This window comes from Streptomyces sp. NPDC003248 (assembly GCF_055563235.1).
Genome location: NZ_JBVHDT010000002.1, coordinates 106246 through 123958 on the forward strand (window position 1 = coordinate 106246; position 17713 = coordinate 123958).

General features: G+C 74.0%; 19 protein-coding genes. 11 read left to right on the forward strand and 8 right to left on the reverse strand.

The window, feature by feature from the left end; all coding sequences use genetic code 11:
- Window positions 1–60 precede the first annotated feature (60 nt).
- The 3 genes from ACZ3KJ_RS05805 to ACZ3KJ_RS05815 all read left to right on the forward strand — a co-directional run bounded on the left by ACZ3KJ_RS05805 (window position 61) and on the right by ACZ3KJ_RS05815 (window position 3224).
- Entirely contained in the window at window positions 61–2487 is a 2427-nt protein-coding gene (locus ACZ3KJ_RS05805) for a helicase-associated domain-containing protein (protein WP_467524943.1), read from the forward strand.
- A gap of 102 nt (window positions 2488–2589) precedes the next feature.
- Entirely contained in the window at window positions 2590–2805 is a 216-nt protein-coding gene (locus ACZ3KJ_RS05810; RefSeq protein WP_467524944.1) for a type II toxin-antitoxin system VapB family antitoxin, read from the forward strand.
- Entirely contained in the window at window positions 2802–3224 is a 423-nt protein-coding gene (locus ACZ3KJ_RS05815; RefSeq protein WP_467524946.1) for a PIN domain-containing protein, read from the forward strand. Before ACZ3KJ_RS05810 ends, ACZ3KJ_RS05815 begins: the two co-directional genes overlap by 4 nt.
- A gap of 141 nt (window positions 3225–3365) precedes the next feature.
- Here ACZ3KJ_RS05815 and ACZ3KJ_RS05820 read toward each other — a convergent pair whose 3' ends face one another.
- Window positions 3366–3611, reverse strand: coding sequence for a PLDc N-terminal domain-containing protein (locus tag ACZ3KJ_RS05820; protein ID WP_467524948.1), 246 nt, complete (start codon window positions 3609–3611; stop codon window positions 3366–3368).
- Between the two features lie 153 nt (window positions 3612–3764).
- Between ACZ3KJ_RS05820 and ACZ3KJ_RS05825 the strand changes: the two genes are divergently transcribed.
- Together ACZ3KJ_RS05825 and ACZ3KJ_RS05830 are read left to right on the forward strand one after the other, a co-directional pair.
- The gene (locus ACZ3KJ_RS05825) at window positions 3765–4286 is read left to right on the forward strand and encodes a hypothetical protein (RefSeq protein ID WP_467524949.1); all 522 of its coding nucleotides are present in this window, start codon (window positions 3765–3767) and stop codon (window positions 4284–4286) included.
- A gap of 372 nt (window positions 4287–4658) precedes the next feature.
- Window positions 4659–5483: a hypothetical protein gene (locus ACZ3KJ_RS05830; protein WP_467524951.1), complete on the forward strand. Its 825-nt coding sequence runs from the start codon at window positions 4659–4661 to the stop codon at window positions 5481–5483.
- An 87-nt stretch (window positions 5484–5570) separates the two neighbouring features.
- Here the strand turns inward: ACZ3KJ_RS05830 and ACZ3KJ_RS05835 are convergent, their stop codons facing one another.
- The 5 genes from ACZ3KJ_RS05835 to ACZ3KJ_RS05855 all read right to left on the reverse strand — a co-directional run bounded on the left by ACZ3KJ_RS05835 (window position 5571) and on the right by ACZ3KJ_RS05855 (window position 12113).
- Window positions 5571–7589, reverse strand: a complete 2019-nt coding sequence (locus ACZ3KJ_RS05835) for a copper resistance CopC family protein (RefSeq protein WP_467524953.1) — start codon at window positions 7587–7589, stop codon at window positions 5571–5573.
- A gap of 316 nt (window positions 7590–7905) precedes the next feature.
- Window positions 7906–8670 (reverse strand): SDR family NAD(P)-dependent oxidoreductase, encoded by a 765-nt coding sequence (locus tag ACZ3KJ_RS05840; RefSeq protein ID WP_467524954.1) that lies wholly within the window; start codon window positions 8668–8670, stop codon window positions 7906–7908.
- The gene (locus ACZ3KJ_RS05845; protein ID WP_467525743.1) at window positions 8667–9107 is read right to left on the reverse strand and encodes a cupin domain-containing protein; all 441 of its coding nucleotides are present in this window, start codon (window positions 9105–9107) and stop codon (window positions 8667–8669) included. Before ACZ3KJ_RS05845 ends, ACZ3KJ_RS05840 begins: the two co-directional genes overlap by 4 nt.
- Before the next feature lie 47 nt (window positions 9108–9154).
- Entirely contained in the window at window positions 9155–9862 is a 708-nt protein-coding gene (locus ACZ3KJ_RS05850; protein WP_467524956.1) for a GNAT family N-acetyltransferase, read from the reverse strand.
- The gene (locus ACZ3KJ_RS05855) at window positions 9855–12113 is read right to left on the reverse strand and encodes a penicillin acylase family protein (protein WP_467524958.1); all 2259 of its coding nucleotides are present in this window, start codon (window positions 12111–12113) and stop codon (window positions 9855–9857) included. Before ACZ3KJ_RS05855 ends, ACZ3KJ_RS05850 begins: the two co-directional genes overlap by 8 nt.
- Before the next feature lie 203 nt (window positions 12114–12316).
- On the opposite strand from ACZ3KJ_RS05855, the gene ACZ3KJ_RS05860 reads away from it, so the two are divergent.
- The 3 genes from ACZ3KJ_RS05860 (at window position 12317) to ACZ3KJ_RS05870 (ending at window position 13538) form a co-directional block, all read left to right on the forward strand.
- The gene (locus ACZ3KJ_RS05860) at window positions 12317–12913 is read left to right on the forward strand and encodes an HhH-GPD-type base excision DNA repair protein (protein WP_467524960.1); all 597 of its coding nucleotides are present in this window, start codon (window positions 12317–12319) and stop codon (window positions 12911–12913) included.
- A gap of 78 nt (window positions 12914–12991) precedes the next feature.
- Entirely contained in the window at window positions 12992–13330 is a 339-nt protein-coding gene (locus tag ACZ3KJ_RS05865) for a hypothetical protein (protein WP_467524961.1), read from the forward strand.
- 73 nt (window positions 13331–13403) lie between these two features.
- Complete coding sequence (locus tag ACZ3KJ_RS05870; RefSeq protein ID WP_401692403.1) at window positions 13404–13538, forward strand: hypothetical protein; 135 nt, start codon at window positions 13404–13406, stop codon at window positions 13536–13538.
- An 18-nt stretch (window positions 13539–13556) separates the two neighbouring features.
- Here the strand turns inward: ACZ3KJ_RS05870 and ACZ3KJ_RS05875 are convergent, their stop codons facing one another.
- Window positions 13557–15140 (reverse strand): helicase HerA-like domain-containing protein, encoded by a 1584-nt coding sequence (locus ACZ3KJ_RS05875; protein ID WP_467524963.1) that lies wholly within the window; start codon window positions 15138–15140, stop codon window positions 13557–13559.
- Window positions 15141–15244: 104 nt separating this feature from the next.
- On the opposite strand from ACZ3KJ_RS05875, the gene ACZ3KJ_RS05880 reads away from it, so the two are divergent.
- Both ACZ3KJ_RS05880 and ACZ3KJ_RS05885 read left to right on the forward strand, forming a co-directional pair.
- A complete protein-coding gene (locus ACZ3KJ_RS05880) occupies window positions 15245–15541 on the forward strand; it encodes a type II toxin-antitoxin system VapB family antitoxin (RefSeq protein WP_004943146.1) in 297 nt (98 codons plus the stop codon).
- A gap of 168 nt (window positions 15542–15709) precedes the next feature.
- Complete coding sequence (locus tag ACZ3KJ_RS05885) at window positions 15710–16348, forward strand: LytR C-terminal domain-containing protein (RefSeq protein ID WP_467524964.1); 639 nt, start codon at window positions 15710–15712, stop codon at window positions 16346–16348.
- Between the two features lie 270 nt (window positions 16349–16618).
- Here the strand turns inward: ACZ3KJ_RS05885 and upp are convergent, their stop codons facing one another.
- On the reverse strand, window positions 16619–17254 hold the full coding sequence (upp, locus tag ACZ3KJ_RS05890) for a uracil phosphoribosyltransferase (RefSeq protein ID WP_467524966.1): 636 nt from the start codon (window positions 17252–17254) through the stop codon (window positions 16619–16621).
- Between the two features lie 137 nt (window positions 17255–17391).
- Here upp and ACZ3KJ_RS05895 point away from each other — a divergent pair, with 137 nt between their 5' ends.
- Window positions 17392–17586, forward strand: a complete 195-nt coding sequence (locus ACZ3KJ_RS05895; RefSeq protein WP_467524968.1) for a hypothetical protein — start codon at window positions 17392–17394, stop codon at window positions 17584–17586.
- The last annotated feature ends 127 nt before the right edge of the window (window positions 17587–17713 follow it).

Below are 17713 nucleotides of genomic sequence, written 5' to 3' on the forward strand. Positions count from 1 at the left end.
TTGGCGCCGAAGCGGCTTCGGCCCACCTGCGACGTTTCCTGTCAGTCGAGGTGCACCCTTATGAAGTCCCGATCGACGCTTGCGACCTGGCTGAGCGAACTCGACCGTTCCCGCCTGGCACGCGTACTCGCCATGCGGAAGGACGCGGCCTCCTCTCCGGAACCACGCTCGGTGGGGGAACTGGCGGACCGTCTCCAACGTCCGGGGTCCGTGGCACTCGTCCTGCCGCGACTCACGCTGCCGTGCTTGCAGGCCGCCGAGGCGCTGGCAGCCCTGGGAGCACGAGCGACCCGCGACAGTCTCGCGGAGTTGCTCGGCTCGACATCCCCTGCGGCGGTGCACGCGCTGGACGCGACCCTGGAGGCGCTGTCGGATCGGGCGCTCGTGTGGCACGACGGCAGCGAGGCACTGCGCATGTCTACGCCCTTGCGGCAGGCGTGGAGCACGCCCCTGGGACTTGACGCCCCGCTGGAGGAGCTGCTGACCGGCACCACCTCGGAGGAACTGCGCGGCATGCTGGCGGTCCTGGGTATCAAGCCACCCGGCACCAAGCAGCAGCGACTCGCGGCTCTGGTGGAGCATCACAGCGACGCGGAACGGGTCGCCGCGTTGGTGGCGCAGGCACCGGCGGCCACACGGACGTTGCTTGAGCAGAGCGCCAGGTCCACGCCACGTCAGTCACCGTTCGTCGTGTTCGGGGCTCCTGACCGCGACCTCCAGCCGGGCGCTCGTTGGGCACTCGACCGCGGGCTTCTGCTCCAGGACCGTCACCGGTACGGGCCCGTCCGGATGCCGGTCGAGGTGGCCTTGGCTCTGCGGGGGCCCGATTGGCATGCTCCGTTCGAACCTGTACCGCCCGTCACAGAGTTGGTGCCGGTCACCTCCTCGGAGGTGGAGCGGGAGGCCGCGGTGGCCGCCACCGCGTTCGCGGCCCATGCCGCCTCCGTCCTGTCGGCGTGCGCGACCGCTCCACCGACCCGGCTGAAGTCGGGCGGGATCGGCGCGCGTGAACTGGCCCGCATCGGCAAGGCAGCCCAAGCGGACGACGCCGTCGTACGTATCGCCCTGGAGACCGCGTACGCCGCCGGGCTGCTGGCCCGCGACGGCGATCGCGTACCTCCCACCGAGGCGTACGACACCTGGGCCGAGAAGGAGCCCGCAGAACAACTCGCCGTACTGCTCCGGGCATGGCGGGACCTGCCGCTCACCCCCACCCGGGCGCGCGACGAAGACAGCAAGGCGCTTCCCGCGCTCGCCGGTGCGCCTGACTGCGGCGGCTGTCTGCAAGCCCGCCACGGGCTGCTCACCGCGGCGGCGGGGCTCCCGGCAGGACGGGGTGTGAAGGCCGCTTCGGAGCTGGGGCCGCTCGTGGCCTGGCACCGTCCGCTCGCCGACGATGCCTCGCCCGAGGACACGGCACCGTTCAGCACCGTGATCCGCGAAGGCGAACTGCTGGGCGTGCTGGCACGGGGTGCGCTGTCCCCGCTCGGTGCCCACCTGGCGGCCCACGCCGACGAAGAGCTCGACATCACGGCCCGGCGGCTGCTGCCCCCCGCGACCACGACGGCCCGGATCGGCGCCGACCTCACCGCCGTCGTCACCGGCATCCCGTCCGCGCGACTCGCGGCGCTGCTGGATTCGATGGCCGACCGGGAGACCAGTGGCACGGCGTCGGTATGGCGCTTCAGTGCCGGCAGTGTCCGCCGGGCCCTGGACGCCGGCCGCACCCCGGACGACATCACAGCCGACCTGGCCGCCGGCTCCGCCACGGCCCTGCCACAGCCGCTGACCTATCTCATCGCCGACACCGCGCGAGGTCATGGACGGGTGCGCATCGCCCCCGCGGCCTGTGTCATCCACGGCGACGAACCCGCGCTCCTGGCTGAACTCGCCGCCCACCGCGCACTGTCCACGCTCGCCCTGCGGCAGCTCGCCCCGACGGTCCTGGTCAGCGGCAGCCCACCCGCGACGACTCTCGCCACGCTCCGTGCCGCGGGCTACGCCCCGGTCGCCGAGACCGCCGGGGGAACGGTACGCATCGAGAAGCGCCTGCCGCAGAGGGCCGCCGTCGTCCCGCCCCCGCGAGGGAACGACGGGCGGCGCGGCCCCCGGACCACCGCGACCCGCGCCTCGGACATGCCCACCGACACCGGGATGGACGTCCTGGCCGACCGGCTGCTCAAGGCCCCGCCGACGGCACCGGAACCCGACCCGTTCGGCAGCGGGGTGCCTTTCGCGACTGACACCGAGGAGATCGTCGCCGGATACGCGAAGAACCTGTCGTACAGCGACGTCCGCCAGGTCGCCCATGCCATCGACACCGGTGCGGCCGTCACGATCGAGTACGTCGCCACCTCGGGCAACCGGACCGTACGGACCCTCAGCGACCTGGAACTCGACCCGCCCTACCTCGACGCGTGGTGCCACCTGCGCGAAGCGGAACGCGTCTTCACTCTCTCCCGCATCCATGGCGTGATGCCCGCGTAGGACTCGGCGGCGAAGGCCGGGTGCCCGGGTGCCCAGTGTGCGCGGCTTGCATACACCTCGCGAGATATACTTGACCCCACACTTGATATCAGGGAGGCACTCGTGAGTCGGACGGTTATCGACCTGGACGACGAGCTGGTCGCGGACGTGGCCAAAGCCCTCGGGACGAGCACCAAGAAGGAGACAGTCAACACCGCTCTTCGCGAGGTGCTGGAGAGTCGGCGTCGCGCCCTGGCTCTCGCCCGGCTGCGAGCCGCGGCCGGAGACGGCGCATTCGATCTGGATCTGTTCGAGAGCAAGGGGAACTACCGCCGGTGAACGCGGCCCAGTTCCTGATCGACACCAGCGCGCTCGCTCGGTTCATGCGCGAGGACGCGGAGCAGTACGGCTGGGACCAGGCGGCGGCCGCCGGGCTCATCGCCACCTGCCCGATCACCGAGCTGGAGTTCTTCTACAGCGCCCGGTCGGCCGCCGACAGGGCGCGCGGCATCGAGGACATGCGACTGATCTTCGGTTGGGTTCCCGTCGACGACCGCGCCTACGACCGCGCCTGGCAGGTCCAGGAAGCTCTCACCAGACAGGGAAAGCATCGCAGTGCGGGTGCGGTCGATCTCGTCGTCGCCGCGACGGCTGAGCTGCAAGGGCTCACCCTCCTGCACCGCGACCACGACTTCGCCCGCATCGCGGCAGTGACCGGCCAGGCTCTCCAGTGGTACGGCCCGGAGAGCGGCAAATAGGCCGCTCGGGTTCACTCGGCTTCCTTCCGCAGCGCGTCGAGTGTGCCGAACTCGCCCTCGGGCACCTGCTCCGAACCCGAGGTGAGCCCACTCCGCCGCAGGTCAGGACGCCGCTGAGCGTCGCCGAAGCCCAGGCGCACGTTATCGAAGGGTCCCACCGTTCGCGGTGGGGCCCTTCGACGTGTCCGCTATCGGCTTCTTGCCGAAGTAGGCCCAGGCGAGGACGGCGAAGAGTGAGCCGTTGAGCAGGAAGAGCAGCCACAGCAGCTTCGGTACGAAGCGGACGCGGTCGGTGGGGGTGCGGACGCAGTCGATCAGCGCCCACAGCGAGAGGGCGGCCGCGAGGGCGATCAGCACGAGGGTCGGCAGGTCCATCATGTGCAGCATCCGTCTTCTCCTTGCTCGGACTCGGCTCCGTCCCGGAGCGGCGTTCACTCCCTCATCGCACGAGACCCTCCGATCGGTTCACGCACGGGAGCGGTGGGCGCCGTCACGGTGGGTGGTGTGTGCCGGCCGGCGCGTACCGCCTACAGTCCCGGCATGGACTGGACCGCGCCGCTCAGCGCCATGGCCGGTGCGCTCGCCGGCATCGTCGCCACGTTCGTCGTGGACCGGGACCGCTGGAGGCGGGCGCAGAAGGCGGAGGCGCAGACCGTTCTGCGGGAGGCGTTCGTGACCTACCTCGCCCACCTGGCCCGTGCGACCGAAGGCATGCGCTTCGCCGCGGAGGCCACCTACGAGACGGCCGAGGAGCGCAGGCGCGCGGTCCGTGCGGCGTTCTCCGAGTCCGGTCTGTTCGAGCAGCGCTTCGCGCTGACGATGCTCGCTCCACCCCGCGTGGTCGAGCTGGGCGTCGAGGCGTTCCGCACGGTCCGCACGATGCGGGACCTGCTGGCGGACGGCGAGCAGGTGACGGGCGGCCCCTTCCAGACCGCGCAGCACACGTACTTCGTGGCCGTCCAGGACACGGCGGCCGCCATGCGCCAGGAGCTCGGGATTTCGGAGCTGCCCTTCGTACCCCTGGCCCCCAGTCACGACGGCGACCGGGTCGGACACGGGTGAACGCACCGGGCCGCGGCCCGGCCGCAGCCGCAGTCGCCGCCGCGCCCCTGGGCAACCGCCCGCCGGTCGTCCCCCGCGTGACGGCCGATGACCGTGCGGGCCCCGCCCCGGCGCCCTCCTGGACATGGTGATCACCGAGGGCCCGTCTCAGCCGCCCGTACGGCGAGTTGAGGGTGGAGTACCGCGCGGCCGCGGAGGCGGTTGGCGTTCGGACCCGGCCCGTCGCCGCGGCCGTCAGGCCGTCCGGTAGCGTCGCTGCCGCCCGTTCTCCCTGGTCAGCAGGGGTGGGAGGGGGCAGCGAACAAGTACGACAGGACGGCGGGCGCAGTGGATGTGAAGGGCGGCTCGATAGCCGAGGACCCCGGGAGCGGGATGGTGCTGATCCCCGCCGCCGAGGCCACGTTCTCCATCGGGGTGGCGCTGTGGGACGACACGGACGCCGTGTACCGGTCGTTCCTTCGCGGCAGGCTCACGGAGGGCTGGGAGAAGGACGTCTTCCGGGCGTCCGTCGCCGGGCGGGGCCACCGGCAGACGCTGCTGCCCGTGCTGGTGCAGCTCGTCCCCCGGCCGGACAACGACTACAACCCCGCGGCGATCAGTGTGGCCGCTCCCTCGGCGCTGGGCGGGACGGACCACGAACGGCACATGGGCTACCTGTACGAGCGGAACCTGGTGTCGCTCGGGGGCCCCGTCCGGGCTCTGGCCGCCCTCGGCGACCGGCCGGTCGGCTGCCACGGGATCGTCGAGGTCGACGAGGTCGACGAGGTCGACGACCACGATCGACGGTACGGACAGGAGCAGCGGGAGGACGAGTCCGGTCACGTCCTGCGGGTCCGGAGTGCCGGGCGGACGTACTCGGTGGACTCCCTGCGGCTGCGGCTGCCCTGGTGGGAGGACCTCCAGGCCATGGCGGTCGCGTACGCGCGGAGGATCCGGCCGGAGCTGATCCTGCCGTTCACCGGCCACTGGGCGTCGTACCGCGAGGGCGCTCGCGACGAACTGCTCCGCCGGACCGACCGGAAGGCCTTCCCCTCACCCTCCGGGCCGAGGGCGACACGCTCACCGCGTTCTACGAGGACCTGGAACTGTCCGTCCTCGTGCCCGCCGGCCGGGACTTCTTCGACCGCACCCTGCTCCGGGTCCGGGAGCTGGGCGGTACGGCCACGGCCCACGCCGAGGAGCACCGCGGGGCGCTGAAGGTGTTCGTGGAGGACCACACGCCGGTCGGCGCCTCCTGACCCGTACGGGGTCCGTCGGCGCGCGGCGTCCGGGCGGGCGGTCCCTTCACCGTACGATCCGCACCCTCGCCGTCTCGCTCACCTGGTCGGTCTCCGACGTCCGTACCGTCACCTTCATCTCCCAGGTGCCGGGGGCGGGCAGGGTGAAGGACGGCGCGGTCCAGTAGCCGCCGCGGTCGGTGAGCCTGGCGTCGAGGGGGCCGACGTCCTGATCGGGCAGGGTGAACGAGACGCGGAGTTCGGGGACGGCCGCGAAGCCGCCGTCGGGGCCGTAGACCACGGCTTGGACGGAGTTGCTGCCGACACGGCCGGGATCGAGGGTGAGCTGGACCGTGCCGCGGCCGCCGGTGGCTCCGGCGTCGAAGGGAACGGTGGTGACGGAGGCGACGGGCAGGCCGGTGGACCGCCCCGCGGTGGCCGCCTCCGCCTCCGCGCGGGCCGGCAGGGTGCCCGTCAGCACCGTGGTGAGCCCGAGCACCACCACGGAGACGACGACCTCGGCCAGGACGGAACGGCGCAGGGCACGCCGGTGGGCGTCCTCGACCGGCGTGAGCGGCGGCTCGACCGGCGGGGGCGGCGGCTCGACCGGCGGGGGCGGCGGCTCGACCGGCGGGAGTGGGTCCGGCGGGGAGAGCCGGGTGCCCGAGGGGGGGCCGCCGGCGGGCTGCGGAATGCGGTCCCGCACCTGTGTCCGGGGGCTCGTGGCGGCGTGCGCTGCCGCCGTGGCCGTCGCCGGTGCCTTCGCCGTCGCCGCCGTTGCCGACGTCGCCGCGGTCGCCAGTGCCTTCGGCCGCATCCTCGTCCCGTCCTCCGTCTCCGCATGCCTCGCCGTCTCCGCCGGTGCCGTCCTCCGGTCCGTCGACGGCGTGTCGGTCTCCGCCGCCTCCGTCTCCACGTTCGCCTCCGCCTCCGCCTCCGCCAGCCGTGCGGTCCATCGTCGGGACAGTGCGCCCGCCGTGAGGAGCAGTGCCACCGCGGCCAGCTTGGCGAGCAGGAGACGGCCGTAGGCGGAGTCCGTGAGCGCGCCGAGGGAGCCGAGGCCGCGCCAGGACTGGTAGACGCCGGTGACCGCCAGGACGGCGACCGAGGCGGCGGCCAGTCGGGAGAAGCGGGCCGCCACGCGGGCCGGGAGGGCGTCCCGGCGGAGCAGGGTGAGCAGCGCCGTCAGGCCACCGAGCCAGGCCGCCGTCGCCAGCAGGTGCAGCACCGACGACGCCATCGCCGCCGGGACCTGGATGCCGGCCGACGCGTGTTCGGCGGCCGCCCAGGTCAGGGCCAGGGCCACGGCGAGGACGGCGCCGGCGGCGAGGGTCGTCCGGGGGATCCGGGCGCGCCCGCGCCGCCGTACGAACAGGACGGCGGCCACGGCCAGCAGGGCCAGCCGTACCGCCAGGGCGAGGCCGGGGCGGCCGGTCAGGGTACGGGTCAGGCCGGACGGATCCAGGGCCCGCGCCGGGCCCGCGCCCGTCTCGTAGGGGGCGCGCAGCAGGAGCAGCAGGACCGTCGAGCCGGTGAGGACGGCCCAGCCCGCCAGCAGAAGTCGGCCCAGGGGACGGGGGTCCGGCGGGCGGCAGACGGCGAGGAACGCCGCCGTACCGATGAGGACGGCCGCCGCGCCGTACGCCAGATAGCGGCCGATCTTGAAGAGGCCGGCGGTGGCCGGGTCCTCGGTGGGGCCGGCGGGCGGGGTGGCGCGGGTCGCGGACGGTGCGCCGACGGAGAAGGTGAAGGCGCCGCCGATCGGGTGGCTGTCGGCGGACACCACTCGCCAGACCACCGTGTAGGTGCCGTTGCCGAGCGTGGCGGGCAGGGTGATCCGCGCGGTGTCGGCCCGTCCCCGCGCGTGCCGTGCCGGGCCCGTGTCGACGCGCCGGTTGTCGGGGTCGAGGACACGGAAGGAGTCGTCGAGCAGGCCGACGGACTCGGTGAAGGTCAGGGTGACGGCGCGGGGCGCGGACCGGACGACGGAGCCGTCGGCGGGGTCGGCGTCGCGGAGGGCGGCGTGGGCGGACGCCCGGCCCGCGCCCGGGAGGAGGAGCAGGACCAGCAGGGCGCCCAGCAGCACCAGCCCCTGAAGCCGTCGGCCCCCTGGACCCCGTCGGTCCCGTGCACCCCATTGGCCTCGTGGTCCCGCCGCCCCGGTCTCCGGGCCGCTCCGGCCGCCTCCGGACCGGCGCTCGCCGGTCGTCCGTGCGGCTCCTGGGGCTGCTTCTCGGGTTCCCGGGGCTCCCGGGGCTCCCGGGGCTCCCGAGGCTCCCGGGGCTCCCGAGGTCGCCGTCGTCCCGTCCCGTCGTCCGTCGTCGTGCCCTTCGCTCACGCAACCGCTCCGTACCTCGGACTCGTGTGCTCGGGGATACGTACGGACGGCGGGGCGGTCCTGCTCACCACGACGGGCGGGCCGAGACGCCTCCGTCCACCACCAGGTCGTGGCCGGTGATCCAGGAGGCGAGCGGGGACGCGAGGAAGACGCAGGCGTCGCCGACGTCCTCCGGGCGGCCCAGCCGGCCGACGGCGACCGCCTCGCGCCACCGCCGCACGCCCTCGGGCCAGGCCTCGGCGAGGCCCTCCCGTTCGATCAGGCCGGGCGAGACGGTGTTGACGCGGATGCCCCAGGAGCCGTACTCCCGTGCCGCCGCGCGGGCGTGCATCACGACCGCCGCCTTGGAGGTGGCGTAGTGGGCGTGGTGCTCGGCGGGCCGTCCGGCCTCCACCGAGGCGATGTGCGTGACGGTGCCGCCGCCGTCCTGTCCGCGCATGACCTCGGCGGCGGCCCGGGTGCAGGAGAAGACACTGGTCAGGTTGGTGTCGAGGACGGCCCGCCAGTCGGCGGCGGACATGTCCGCCAGCGCCTGGACGGGTTGTACGCCCGCGTTGTTGACCAGGTCGGTCAGCCGTCCCCCGCCCCACTCGGCGGCCTCCCGCACGAGCCGTCGGCACTCCTCGGGGCGGGACAGGTCGGCCTGGAGGACGACCGCCCGGCGGCCCGTCCCGGCGACCGCGCGGGCGACGTCACGCGCCGCCTCCACGCCCCGGTGGCAGTGGAGCGCCACGTCCGCGCCCTCCTCGGCGAACCGCAGCGCGATCCCCCGGCCGAGTCCGCCGCTCGCTCCCGTGACCAGGGCCAGACGGCCCGTCAGCAACGTCATGGACGGCAGAGTCGCGCGATCAGGGCCGCCCGGTCCGGGTGGCGCGCCATGAGGCCGGCCGCGTCGCCGTGCTCGTAGTCCCCGTAGGTGAACCCGGGGGCCATGGTGCAGCCGAAGAACGTCCAGGCGCCGCCCGCCGTGACCCGCGCGCCCATCCAGGTGCGCGCGGGGACGGTGAACTGCGGATGCTGGCCGCCGAGGACGTCCGGGCCGAGCACGGCCGTCCGGGAGGTGCCGTCGGGGGCGAGGAGCAGCAGCTCCAGCGGGTCGCCCAGGTAGTGGTGCCAGACCTCGTCGGCGGGCAGGCGGTGCAGGGCCGAGAAGTCGTCCGCGGTGAGCAGGGCGACGATCGCGGAACCGGCGGTCCGGCCGTCCGGCCCCTCGGGGCCCGTCCAGGTACGGCGGAACAGTCCCCCCTCACGGGGGATCGGCTCCATCCCGTAGTGGGCGACGAGGTCTTCGGGGGTCACCGGGCCTGGGGAGGTCACCCGGGGAAGGCTACCTCCCGGCGGAGGAAGGCCAGTTGCGCCTTCTTCTCCGGCAGGTACACGTCCGGCAGATCGATCTCCGGCAGCGTGACGAGCGGCCCGGCCTCGAATCCGTGCCGCAGGAAACGGCCGACCGCCTTCTCGTTGCGCACGTCGGGGTCCACCACGATCCGCCGACGGTCCAGCCCGAGCAGCGCGTACGCCGTGAAGGCGTCCAGCAGCGCCGACGTCCAGCCCGGCCGCGGGCCGTCGCCGCCGGCCGGCGCGAGGAGCAGGTGGATGCCGATGTCCCCGGGCTCGACGTCGTAGCACTCGCTGACCCGGTCCTCCGTGGGCTCGTACGTCTGGAGCAGGGCCACCGGGGTGCCGTCCAGCTCGACGAGGAAGGCGTGGTGGGTGTCCAGGCCGGCCATGTGGGCGTAGATCTCGGCGACCTGGTCGCGCGTCAGGCCGGTCATGCCCCAGAACGCGGCCCGCTCCTCGCGCACCCAGCCGTGGACGACGTCCGCGTCGGCCTCGGCGTCGAGGGGCCGGATGCCGACGGTGCCGAAGCCGTCGGCCGTCCGCTCGAACAGGTAGGCGGGCGGGTGCTCGGACGTGGTCTGCTCTGACGAGCGTTCGGACGTGGACTGTCCTGACGAGCGTCCGGACAGGCGTTCGGGCTGCTGTTCGGGTGTGGTCCCGGACCCGGGGTGGTCAGACATCGCTCTCCTTCTTCAGCTGCGCCCAGTCGGTGACGACCGGGGCCAGCTCGCCCGTGAGCCAGAGGGGCAGCTGGTCGTGGTGGTGGGGGCTGTCGGGGTGGCCGTCGGCACCGTAGGGCACGACCCAGGAGCTGTCCTCACGCCGGGCCAGGTCCCAGACGTAGCGGGCGGCCGGGCCGCGGGCGGCGAGGTCGGTCCAGCCGGGCACGGCGGAGGTGCACAGCACGCAGTCGTGGTCGCCGGAGAGGGCCGGGGCCTCCTGCGCGGGGTCCGGCAGGGCCCGCCAGGGCGCGAGGCGGTGCGTGTCGCCCCAGCGGGCGGCCGGCTGACCGGCGACCTCCTCGACGGCCTCCCGGAGCAGGGCGGTGCGGTCGATGCCGTACAGCTCCTCGGCGCGCAGGAGGTGTTCGAGGGCGAAGCCGACCCGGGGGAGCAGGGCCAGCCAGGGCAGGAAGACCTCGGGGTAGGCGGGCGGGGCGGTCAGCGGGGCGAAGGCCGGCTGGGTGGCGAGGCGGCGGACGAGCACGCTGCGCAAGGCCGCGAACCGTGCGGCGTCCTGGCTGCCGGCGTCCATGCGGCGGTCCCAGCGCAGGAGGCGCTCGCGCAGGTCGGCCGCCGGGCCGGTCAGGCCGTCGAGGGCGGCGAGCCGGTCCAGCAGGGGGGCCGCGGACGCCAGGTGGGTGTCCGTGTGGATCACGGGCATGTCGGCCGCGGACCAGTCGCGGCGCCGGTCCAGCAGTTCCCGGATGCGGTCGGCGCGGTGGGGCGGGGCGAACTCGACGCCGAGCGGGCCGGCGGGGCCGCGCTGGTTGGCCATGACGGCGATGCCGTCGGTGAGACCGGCGCGGGGGGTCTCGTGCCAGCCGGTCCACTCGTGGCCGGGTTCCCAGGCGGCCACTAGCCGGGTGCGGTTGGCCTGGGAGCGGACCGGGACGCGGCCCGCGACCCTGTGCAGGAGCCCGCCCTCGGTGTCGGCGGCCTGGACGACGTTGACGGGCTCCGCCCAGACGTCGAAGGCGCGGTCCACGTCGGCGACCCGGCGGGCGCGCAGCAGGGGCAGCAGGGCGCCGAAGCCCAGGTCGCCGGTGACGCGGGGCGGGTAGCGCAGGGCGAGGGCGAGCGGGGTGCCGTCGTCGAGGCCCTCCGGGCCGCCGGCGATCACCGGGCCGCGCTCGGTCTCCAGGACCTCCACCTCGACGGTCTCCTCGCCCGCCACGCGGACCAGTTCGGTGTGCCGGGCGACGCGCCGCCAGACGCCGTCCGGGCCGAGGGCCTCGACGCCGGCGCCGGTGCGGCGCAGCCGTTCGCGGTAGAGGTCCTGGTAGTCGGCCATGGCGTTGGTGATGGCCCAGGCGACCGTGCCGGTGTGCCCGAAGTGGGCGATGCCGGGGACGCCCGGCACGGCGAGCCCTACGACGTCGAACTCGTCGCAGGCCAGCCGGATCTGCTGGTAGACGCCGGGATCCTCGATGAAGCGGTGCGGGTCGCCGGCGATGACGGCCTGTCCGGTGCGGGTGCGCTCGCCGGCGACCAGCCAGCCGTTGCTCCCGGAGGTGCCGGGTCCGTCGGTGGCGAACAGGCCGACGGCGTCCGGGCCGAGGTGGCGGACGGCCTCCTCGCGCCAGAGCTTGGCCGGGAAGCCGGCGAAGAGGATGTGGGTGGAGAGCCAGACGGCGAGCGGGGTCCACGGCTCCCAGCGGCCGGGGGCGAGGCCGACGCGCGCGAACTCGGGCGCCGGGCCGCCGCCGGCACGGTCCGGGCCTGCGCCGACGCCGTCGAGGGCTGCGCGGACACCGTCGGGGCCTCCGCCGACACCGTCCAGGGCTGGGCGGACACCGTCCAGGGCTGCGCGGACACCGTCGAGGCCTTCGTTGACGCCGTCCAGGGCTGGGCAGACACCGTCCAGGGCTGCGCGGACACCGTCGAGGCCTTCGTTGACGCCGTCGACGTAGGCGCGCACCCAGTCGGCGGTCTCCGGGTCCCGCTCCTCCAGGGTGGTGAAGCAGCGCCGGGCCGTGTCGTCGAGGCGGGCACGGCGCACGAAACGGTCCCAGGAGAGGGCCTCGGGGCCCAGGAAGGACGCCGAGGTGCCGCGGGCGCGGTGGCGTTCGACCTCCAGCTGCCAGGCGCGGTCGCGCGCGGTCACCCGTCCCTGGAGGCGGGCGAGGTCCCGGGCGCTGCCGGCACGCAGGTGCGGAATGCCCCAGGGGTCCCGGAAGACGCCGTCAGGCACGTCGGTCTCGCTCGTCACCCTGCAGCTCCTCACATCTTTAGGTAAGCCTTACCTAACAATTCGTGGAGAAATCGTACGTGAGGGGTGAAGACGCCATGACGCAGGGGCGGGGTCGGGAAGGCGCGGTCCTCAAGATGATGCGGGGAGGCCCGCCAAGCCCACCTGCCCCGCCACCGAGGCGCCGGTGGGCGCGCCGCCCGTGCGCGCGGGATGATCGGACCATGGACGTCACTCTTCACCTCGCCCAGGACCCCGAGGCCGACGCGCTGCTCGGGCGTTCGCCGCTCGCCGCGCTGGTCGGGATGCTGCTGGACCAGCAAGTGCCCATGGAGTGGGCGTTCAAGGGGCCCCGGACCATCGCCGACCGGCTCGGCGCCGACGATCTCGACGCGCACGAGATCGCCGCCCGGGACCCGGAGGCCTTCGCCGCCCTGCTCTCCGAGAAGCCGGCGGTGCACCGCTACCCGGGCTCCATGGCCAAGCGCATCCAGCAGCTGTGCCAGTACCTCGTCGAACACTACGACGGTGACGCGAGCGCCGTCTGGGAGGGCATCGGCACCGGCACGGAGCTGCTCGCACGGCTGGAGGAACTGCCCGGCTTCGGCAAGCAGAAGGCCCAGATCTTCCTCGCGCTCCTCGGCAAGCAGCTCGGCGTGCGGCCGACGGGCTGGCGGGAGGCGGCCGGCGCCTACGGCGAGTCCGGCTCCTTCCGCTCCGTCGCCGACATCACCGGACCGGAGTCGCTGGCCAAGGTGCGGTCGCACAAGCAGGAGATGAAGGCGGCGGCCAAGGCGAGGAAGCAGGCCTCGGGCGGCTGACGCCGGCCAGGCGCCGAACGGGTGGTTCTCGCCCCCACCATGCTGAACGGTCGGCGTGTCGCGGGGAGACCACCTCCCATGAGCAGCACACGAAGCCTCCCGTTCGGCCCCGCCTGGCTACGGGTCGTCGTGCTGCTGCTCGTCGTCCTGGTGCCGGGCACCCCCACCGGGACGGCCGCGGCACCGCCCGTGGCCGCCGCGGAGACCTTCGAGTTCGACGCCCCGGACACGGCGCTGCGCCCCACCGCGGGCGGCCCCCACCGCACGGTCGCCCCGCCGCCGCGCCCCACGCCCGGACGGACGCCGGCACCCGCCGTCCCCTCGGGCCGCCGCGTCCCCCCGCCGCACGGGGCGCCGTACGCCCCGGACACCCTGGACGCCCTGGACGCCCTGCGCACCGTGGTCCTGCGCTGCTGACCGGCCTCCGCCCGCCACCCGGCCGGGCAGGGACCAGCCAGCACTCCGCGAGGAACATGCGAGGGAACCAGCCATGCCCACCGACCCCTACGCGGTCCTGCGCGCCCTGCTGCGCGCCGAGGCCGTGCGCAGTACGCCGAAGCCGCAGCTGAAGGTCACCGACCAGGAGAAGCCGCAGCAGGCCCCGAAGAGCGACCGGGGCCGCTGACACTCCGGCGGAGGCGGGCTACCGCCTCCGCCGCGCGGTGCCGAAGAGCGAGCGGGTGATCTCCCGGCCGATCTGCGTGCCGATGGACCGCGCGAGCGACCGGAACACGCCGCTGCCGACGACCTGTTCGACGACGGACGGCTCGTCCCGCTCGGACGCCGATCGCGACCCCGGCCCCGACCGCGACCCCGGCTCCGGCTCCGGCTTCGGCTTCGGCTCCGGCTCCGGCTCCGGCTTCGGCTCGGAGATGCGGGCGCGGGCGCGCGCCGCCAGCCTCTCGTACGCCGACTCTCTGTCCACAGCCTGTGCATACCGCCCGTACAGCGGGGACTCCCGCACCGCCCGGTCGAGGGCCGCCCCGTCGACCGGGCCCATCAGGGACTCGGGGGCGCGCAGCCGGGTCGCGGCGACGGGGGTCGGGGCGCCGTTCTCGCCGAGGACGGTGACGACGGCCTCGCCGGTGCCCAGGCCGGTGAGGAGTTCCTCCAGGTCGTAGGCCGAGTCCGGGAAGGTCCTCACCGTGGCCCGGAGCGCCGTCCGGTCGTCCGGGGTGAAGGCGCGCAGGGCGTGCTGGACGCGGTTGCCGAGCTGGCCGAGGACGTCGGCGGGCACGTCCTCGGGGGACTGCGTGACGAAGAACACGCCGATCCCCTTCGAGCGAATGAGGCGGACGGTGCGGGTGACGGACTCCAGGAACGCCTTCGAGGCACCGTCGAACAGCAGGTGCGCCTCGTCGAAGAAGAAGACCAGCCGGGGCCGGTCGGCGTCGCCGATCTCGGGCAGGTCGTGGAAGAGGTCGGCGAGGAGCCACATCAGGAAGGTCGAGAAGAGCTGCGGCCGGTCCTGGACGGCGGGGAGTTCGAGGACGGAGACGATGCCGCGCCCGTCGTCCGCCGTACGCAGCAGCTCGCTCGTGTCGAACTCCGGTTCGCCGAAGAACCCGGCCATGCCCTGCGCCTCGAAGGCGGTGAGGGAACGGAGGATCACCCCGGCCGTGGCCGACGACAGGCCGCCGATGCCCTCCAGCTCCCCCTTGCCCTCGTCGGAGGTGAGGAAGACGACGACCGACCGCAGGTCCTTGAGGTCGACCAGCTCCAGCCCCTTCCGGTCCGCGTAGTGGAAGACCAGGGCGAGGGACTGCTCCTGGGTCCGGTTGAGCTGGAGCACCTTGGACAGCAGGAGCGGACCGAAACCGGTGATCGTGGCCCGGACGGGGACGCCGTCGCCGAGGCCGCCGAGGGCGTAGAACTCGGCCGGGAAGCCGGTCGGACGCCACTCCTGGCCGACCTCGGCGCAGCGGGAGGCGACCTTGGCGTTCGGGGCGCCCGGCGCCGAGATGCCCGACAGGTCGCCCTTGACGTCCGCGAGGAAGACGGGCACGCCGTGCGCGGAGAGCTGCTCGGCGAGGAGCTGGAGCGTCTTGGTCTTGCCGGTGCCGGTGGCGCCCGCGACCAGGCCGTGCCGGTTGAGCAGCGGCAGGGGCACGCGGACGCGCGCGCCGGGCTCGCACACCCCGTCCCACAGCAGGGCGCCCAGTTCGAGGGCCGGGCCGGCGAAGGCGTACCCGGCGGCGATCCCGGCGGCACCGGTCGGCGCGTGCATCAAGAACCCCTCGTTCCCTTTTGACCCGTTCGCCACATCTTTTCCAGCGTCGCACTCGGTCGCCATGGCTGCGCCCGGAACGTCGGGCCCGGTAGGCTTTCCGTGTGATCTTCAAGCGCATCGGAAACGGCCGGCCGTACCCCGACCACGGCCGGGAAAGCACCCGCCAGTGGGCGGACGTCGCGCCGCGCCCGGTCCGCCTCGATCAGCTGGTGACCACCAAGCAGCAGCTCGACCTGGAGACGCTCCTCGCCGAGGACTCGACGTTCTACGGCGACCTCTTCGCCCACGTCGTGAAGTGGCAGGGCGACCTCTACCTCGAGGACGGCCTGCACCGCGCGGTGCGCGCCGCCCTCCAGCAGCGCCAGGTGCTGCACGCGCGCGTCCTCGAACTGGACTGAGCCTCCGGCCGCCCCACCTCAGCCCACGCCCAGGGAACCCTCAGCCGGTCCCCGGCCGGCTCCCGGGCGGCCCTCAGCCGTTTCCCGGTTGGCCCTTTCGGGTCGTCCTGCGCGGTGTCGAATGATCATCTAGTAGGCACGGCCGTCCAGGCCCACTACGCTGCGCTCATGAGCATGCTGACTCCCCCCGGCATGGGCGGCAAGTACCGGATCACGGGGGACAAGTACCCCAGGATGCGGCCCCACCGGCGGCGCGGGCGGCTGGTCGGCGTGGTCGTCGGCTGCGGGGCCGTGCTCGGCGTGGCCGGGTGGGGCACGGTGCAGCTCATCGACGTCTTCTCCGGCGGCGGCGAGGCCTCGGCGGCCGGCTCGGGCACCGCCTGCTCGGTCAAGTCCGGGCCCACGGCCACCGCTTCCCCCGCCGCACTGCCCCGGCCCGCGCAGATCACCGTGAACGTCTTCAACGCCACCACCCGCAGCGGCCTCGCCAAGACCACCGCCGACGAACTGAAGAAGCGCGGCTTCGTCATCGGCGAGGTCGGCAACGCCGGCAAGGAGTACGACAAGAAGGTCGCCGGCACCGGCGTACTGCTCGGCCCGGCGTCCTCCCTGAACACCTCGCTGCCCGTCCTCGCCACCCAGCTCACGACCGCCGAGCGCCGCACCGACGCCGCCCGCACGGGCACCGCGATCGATCTGATCCTGGGCAACGGGTTCAAGGCCCTGACCGGCCAGGCGCAGGCCGCCCGGGCGCTGACCGCCCTGACCTCGCCGCAGCCCACGGCGACCCCGGACAAGCACTGCTGACGCGGAGGCGCTGCCGACACGGAGGCCCCCCTGCCGACGCGCTGCCGCCCACCGGACGGACCGATCCCCGGCCGCCCCCGGGGCCGCCCTTGGCCGTCCCCGGCTACCCTTGGCCGCCCTTGGCCGTCTCCGGCAGTCCTTGGCCACACCGGCCGGAAGCTGCCACCCCGGCCGGAAGCTGCCCCCGCGGCCGGAAGCTACTCCGGGGCCGCACACTCGCTCCGGGGCCGCAAGCTCGCCCCGCGGCTGCAAGACGCCCCGCAGCCGGAACTACTCCGCGGCCCCGTACAGCCGGTCCCCCGCGTCGCCCAGACCGGGGACGATGTAGCCGAGCTCGTTGAGGTGGTCGTCGACGGCCGCCGTGACGACGGTGACCGGGGCGCCCGCCAGCTCGCGCTCCATCAGCTCCACGCCCTCCGGCGCGGCCAGCAGCACCACGGCGGTGACGTCGTCGGCGCCGCGCCGGATCAGCTCGCGGATCGCCGCGACCAGCGTGCCGCCGGTGGCCAGCATCGGGTCCAGGACGTACACCTGGCGGCCGGAGAGATCCTCCGGCATGCGCGTGGCGTACGTGGACGCCTCCAGCGTCTCCTCGTTGCGGATCATGCCCAGGAAGCCCACCTCGGCGGTCGGCAGCAGCCGGACCATGCCGTCCAGCATGCCGAGGCCGGCCCGCAGGATCGGTACGACCAGCGGACGCGGGTGGGAGAGCTTGACGCCGGTGGTCGTGGCGACCGGGGTGGTGATGTCGACCTGCTCGGTCCGCACGTCGCGGGTGGCCTCGTAGGCGAGCAGGGTGACCAGCTCGTCGGCGAGACGGCGGAAGGTCGCGGAGTCCGTGCGCTGGTCGCGCAGCGTGGTGAGCTTGTGGGCGACCAGGGGGTGGTCGACGACGTGGAGACGCATGTCCACAACATTAACCGGGCCCCACCGGCCCGGCGGCCGCACGCACGGTGACCCTCTCCCCCCTGATGGGGCCGTTCGTCGGCATCATTCCCCCCGAGCGGGGGAAGGTGGTGGGGACGGACCAGGGTGGTGGACCTATGCCTGACCTGCCAGACCACGCGGCGCACGACGCGGGCGAGCCGCCGGAGACGGACGCCGAGCGCCGCCGACGACGCGCCCGGTTCCTGCGCGAACTCGCCGAGGCCCGCGCGCTGCGCGACCGGGTCCAGCCCCGCCGTGCCAAGACCGCCCGCCTGCGACACGCGATGCGCATGCGAACGTTCCGCTGGTAGCCGCCCGCCCGTTGCCCGCACGGGAAAGATCGCCGACGCCGTGGGCGTTGCGGGGGTGGGCGTGCGTGGACGCATCCGAAAGCCGCGTACGATCCGCACGTGGCGGCAACGAGTGCGCTGGTGGTTG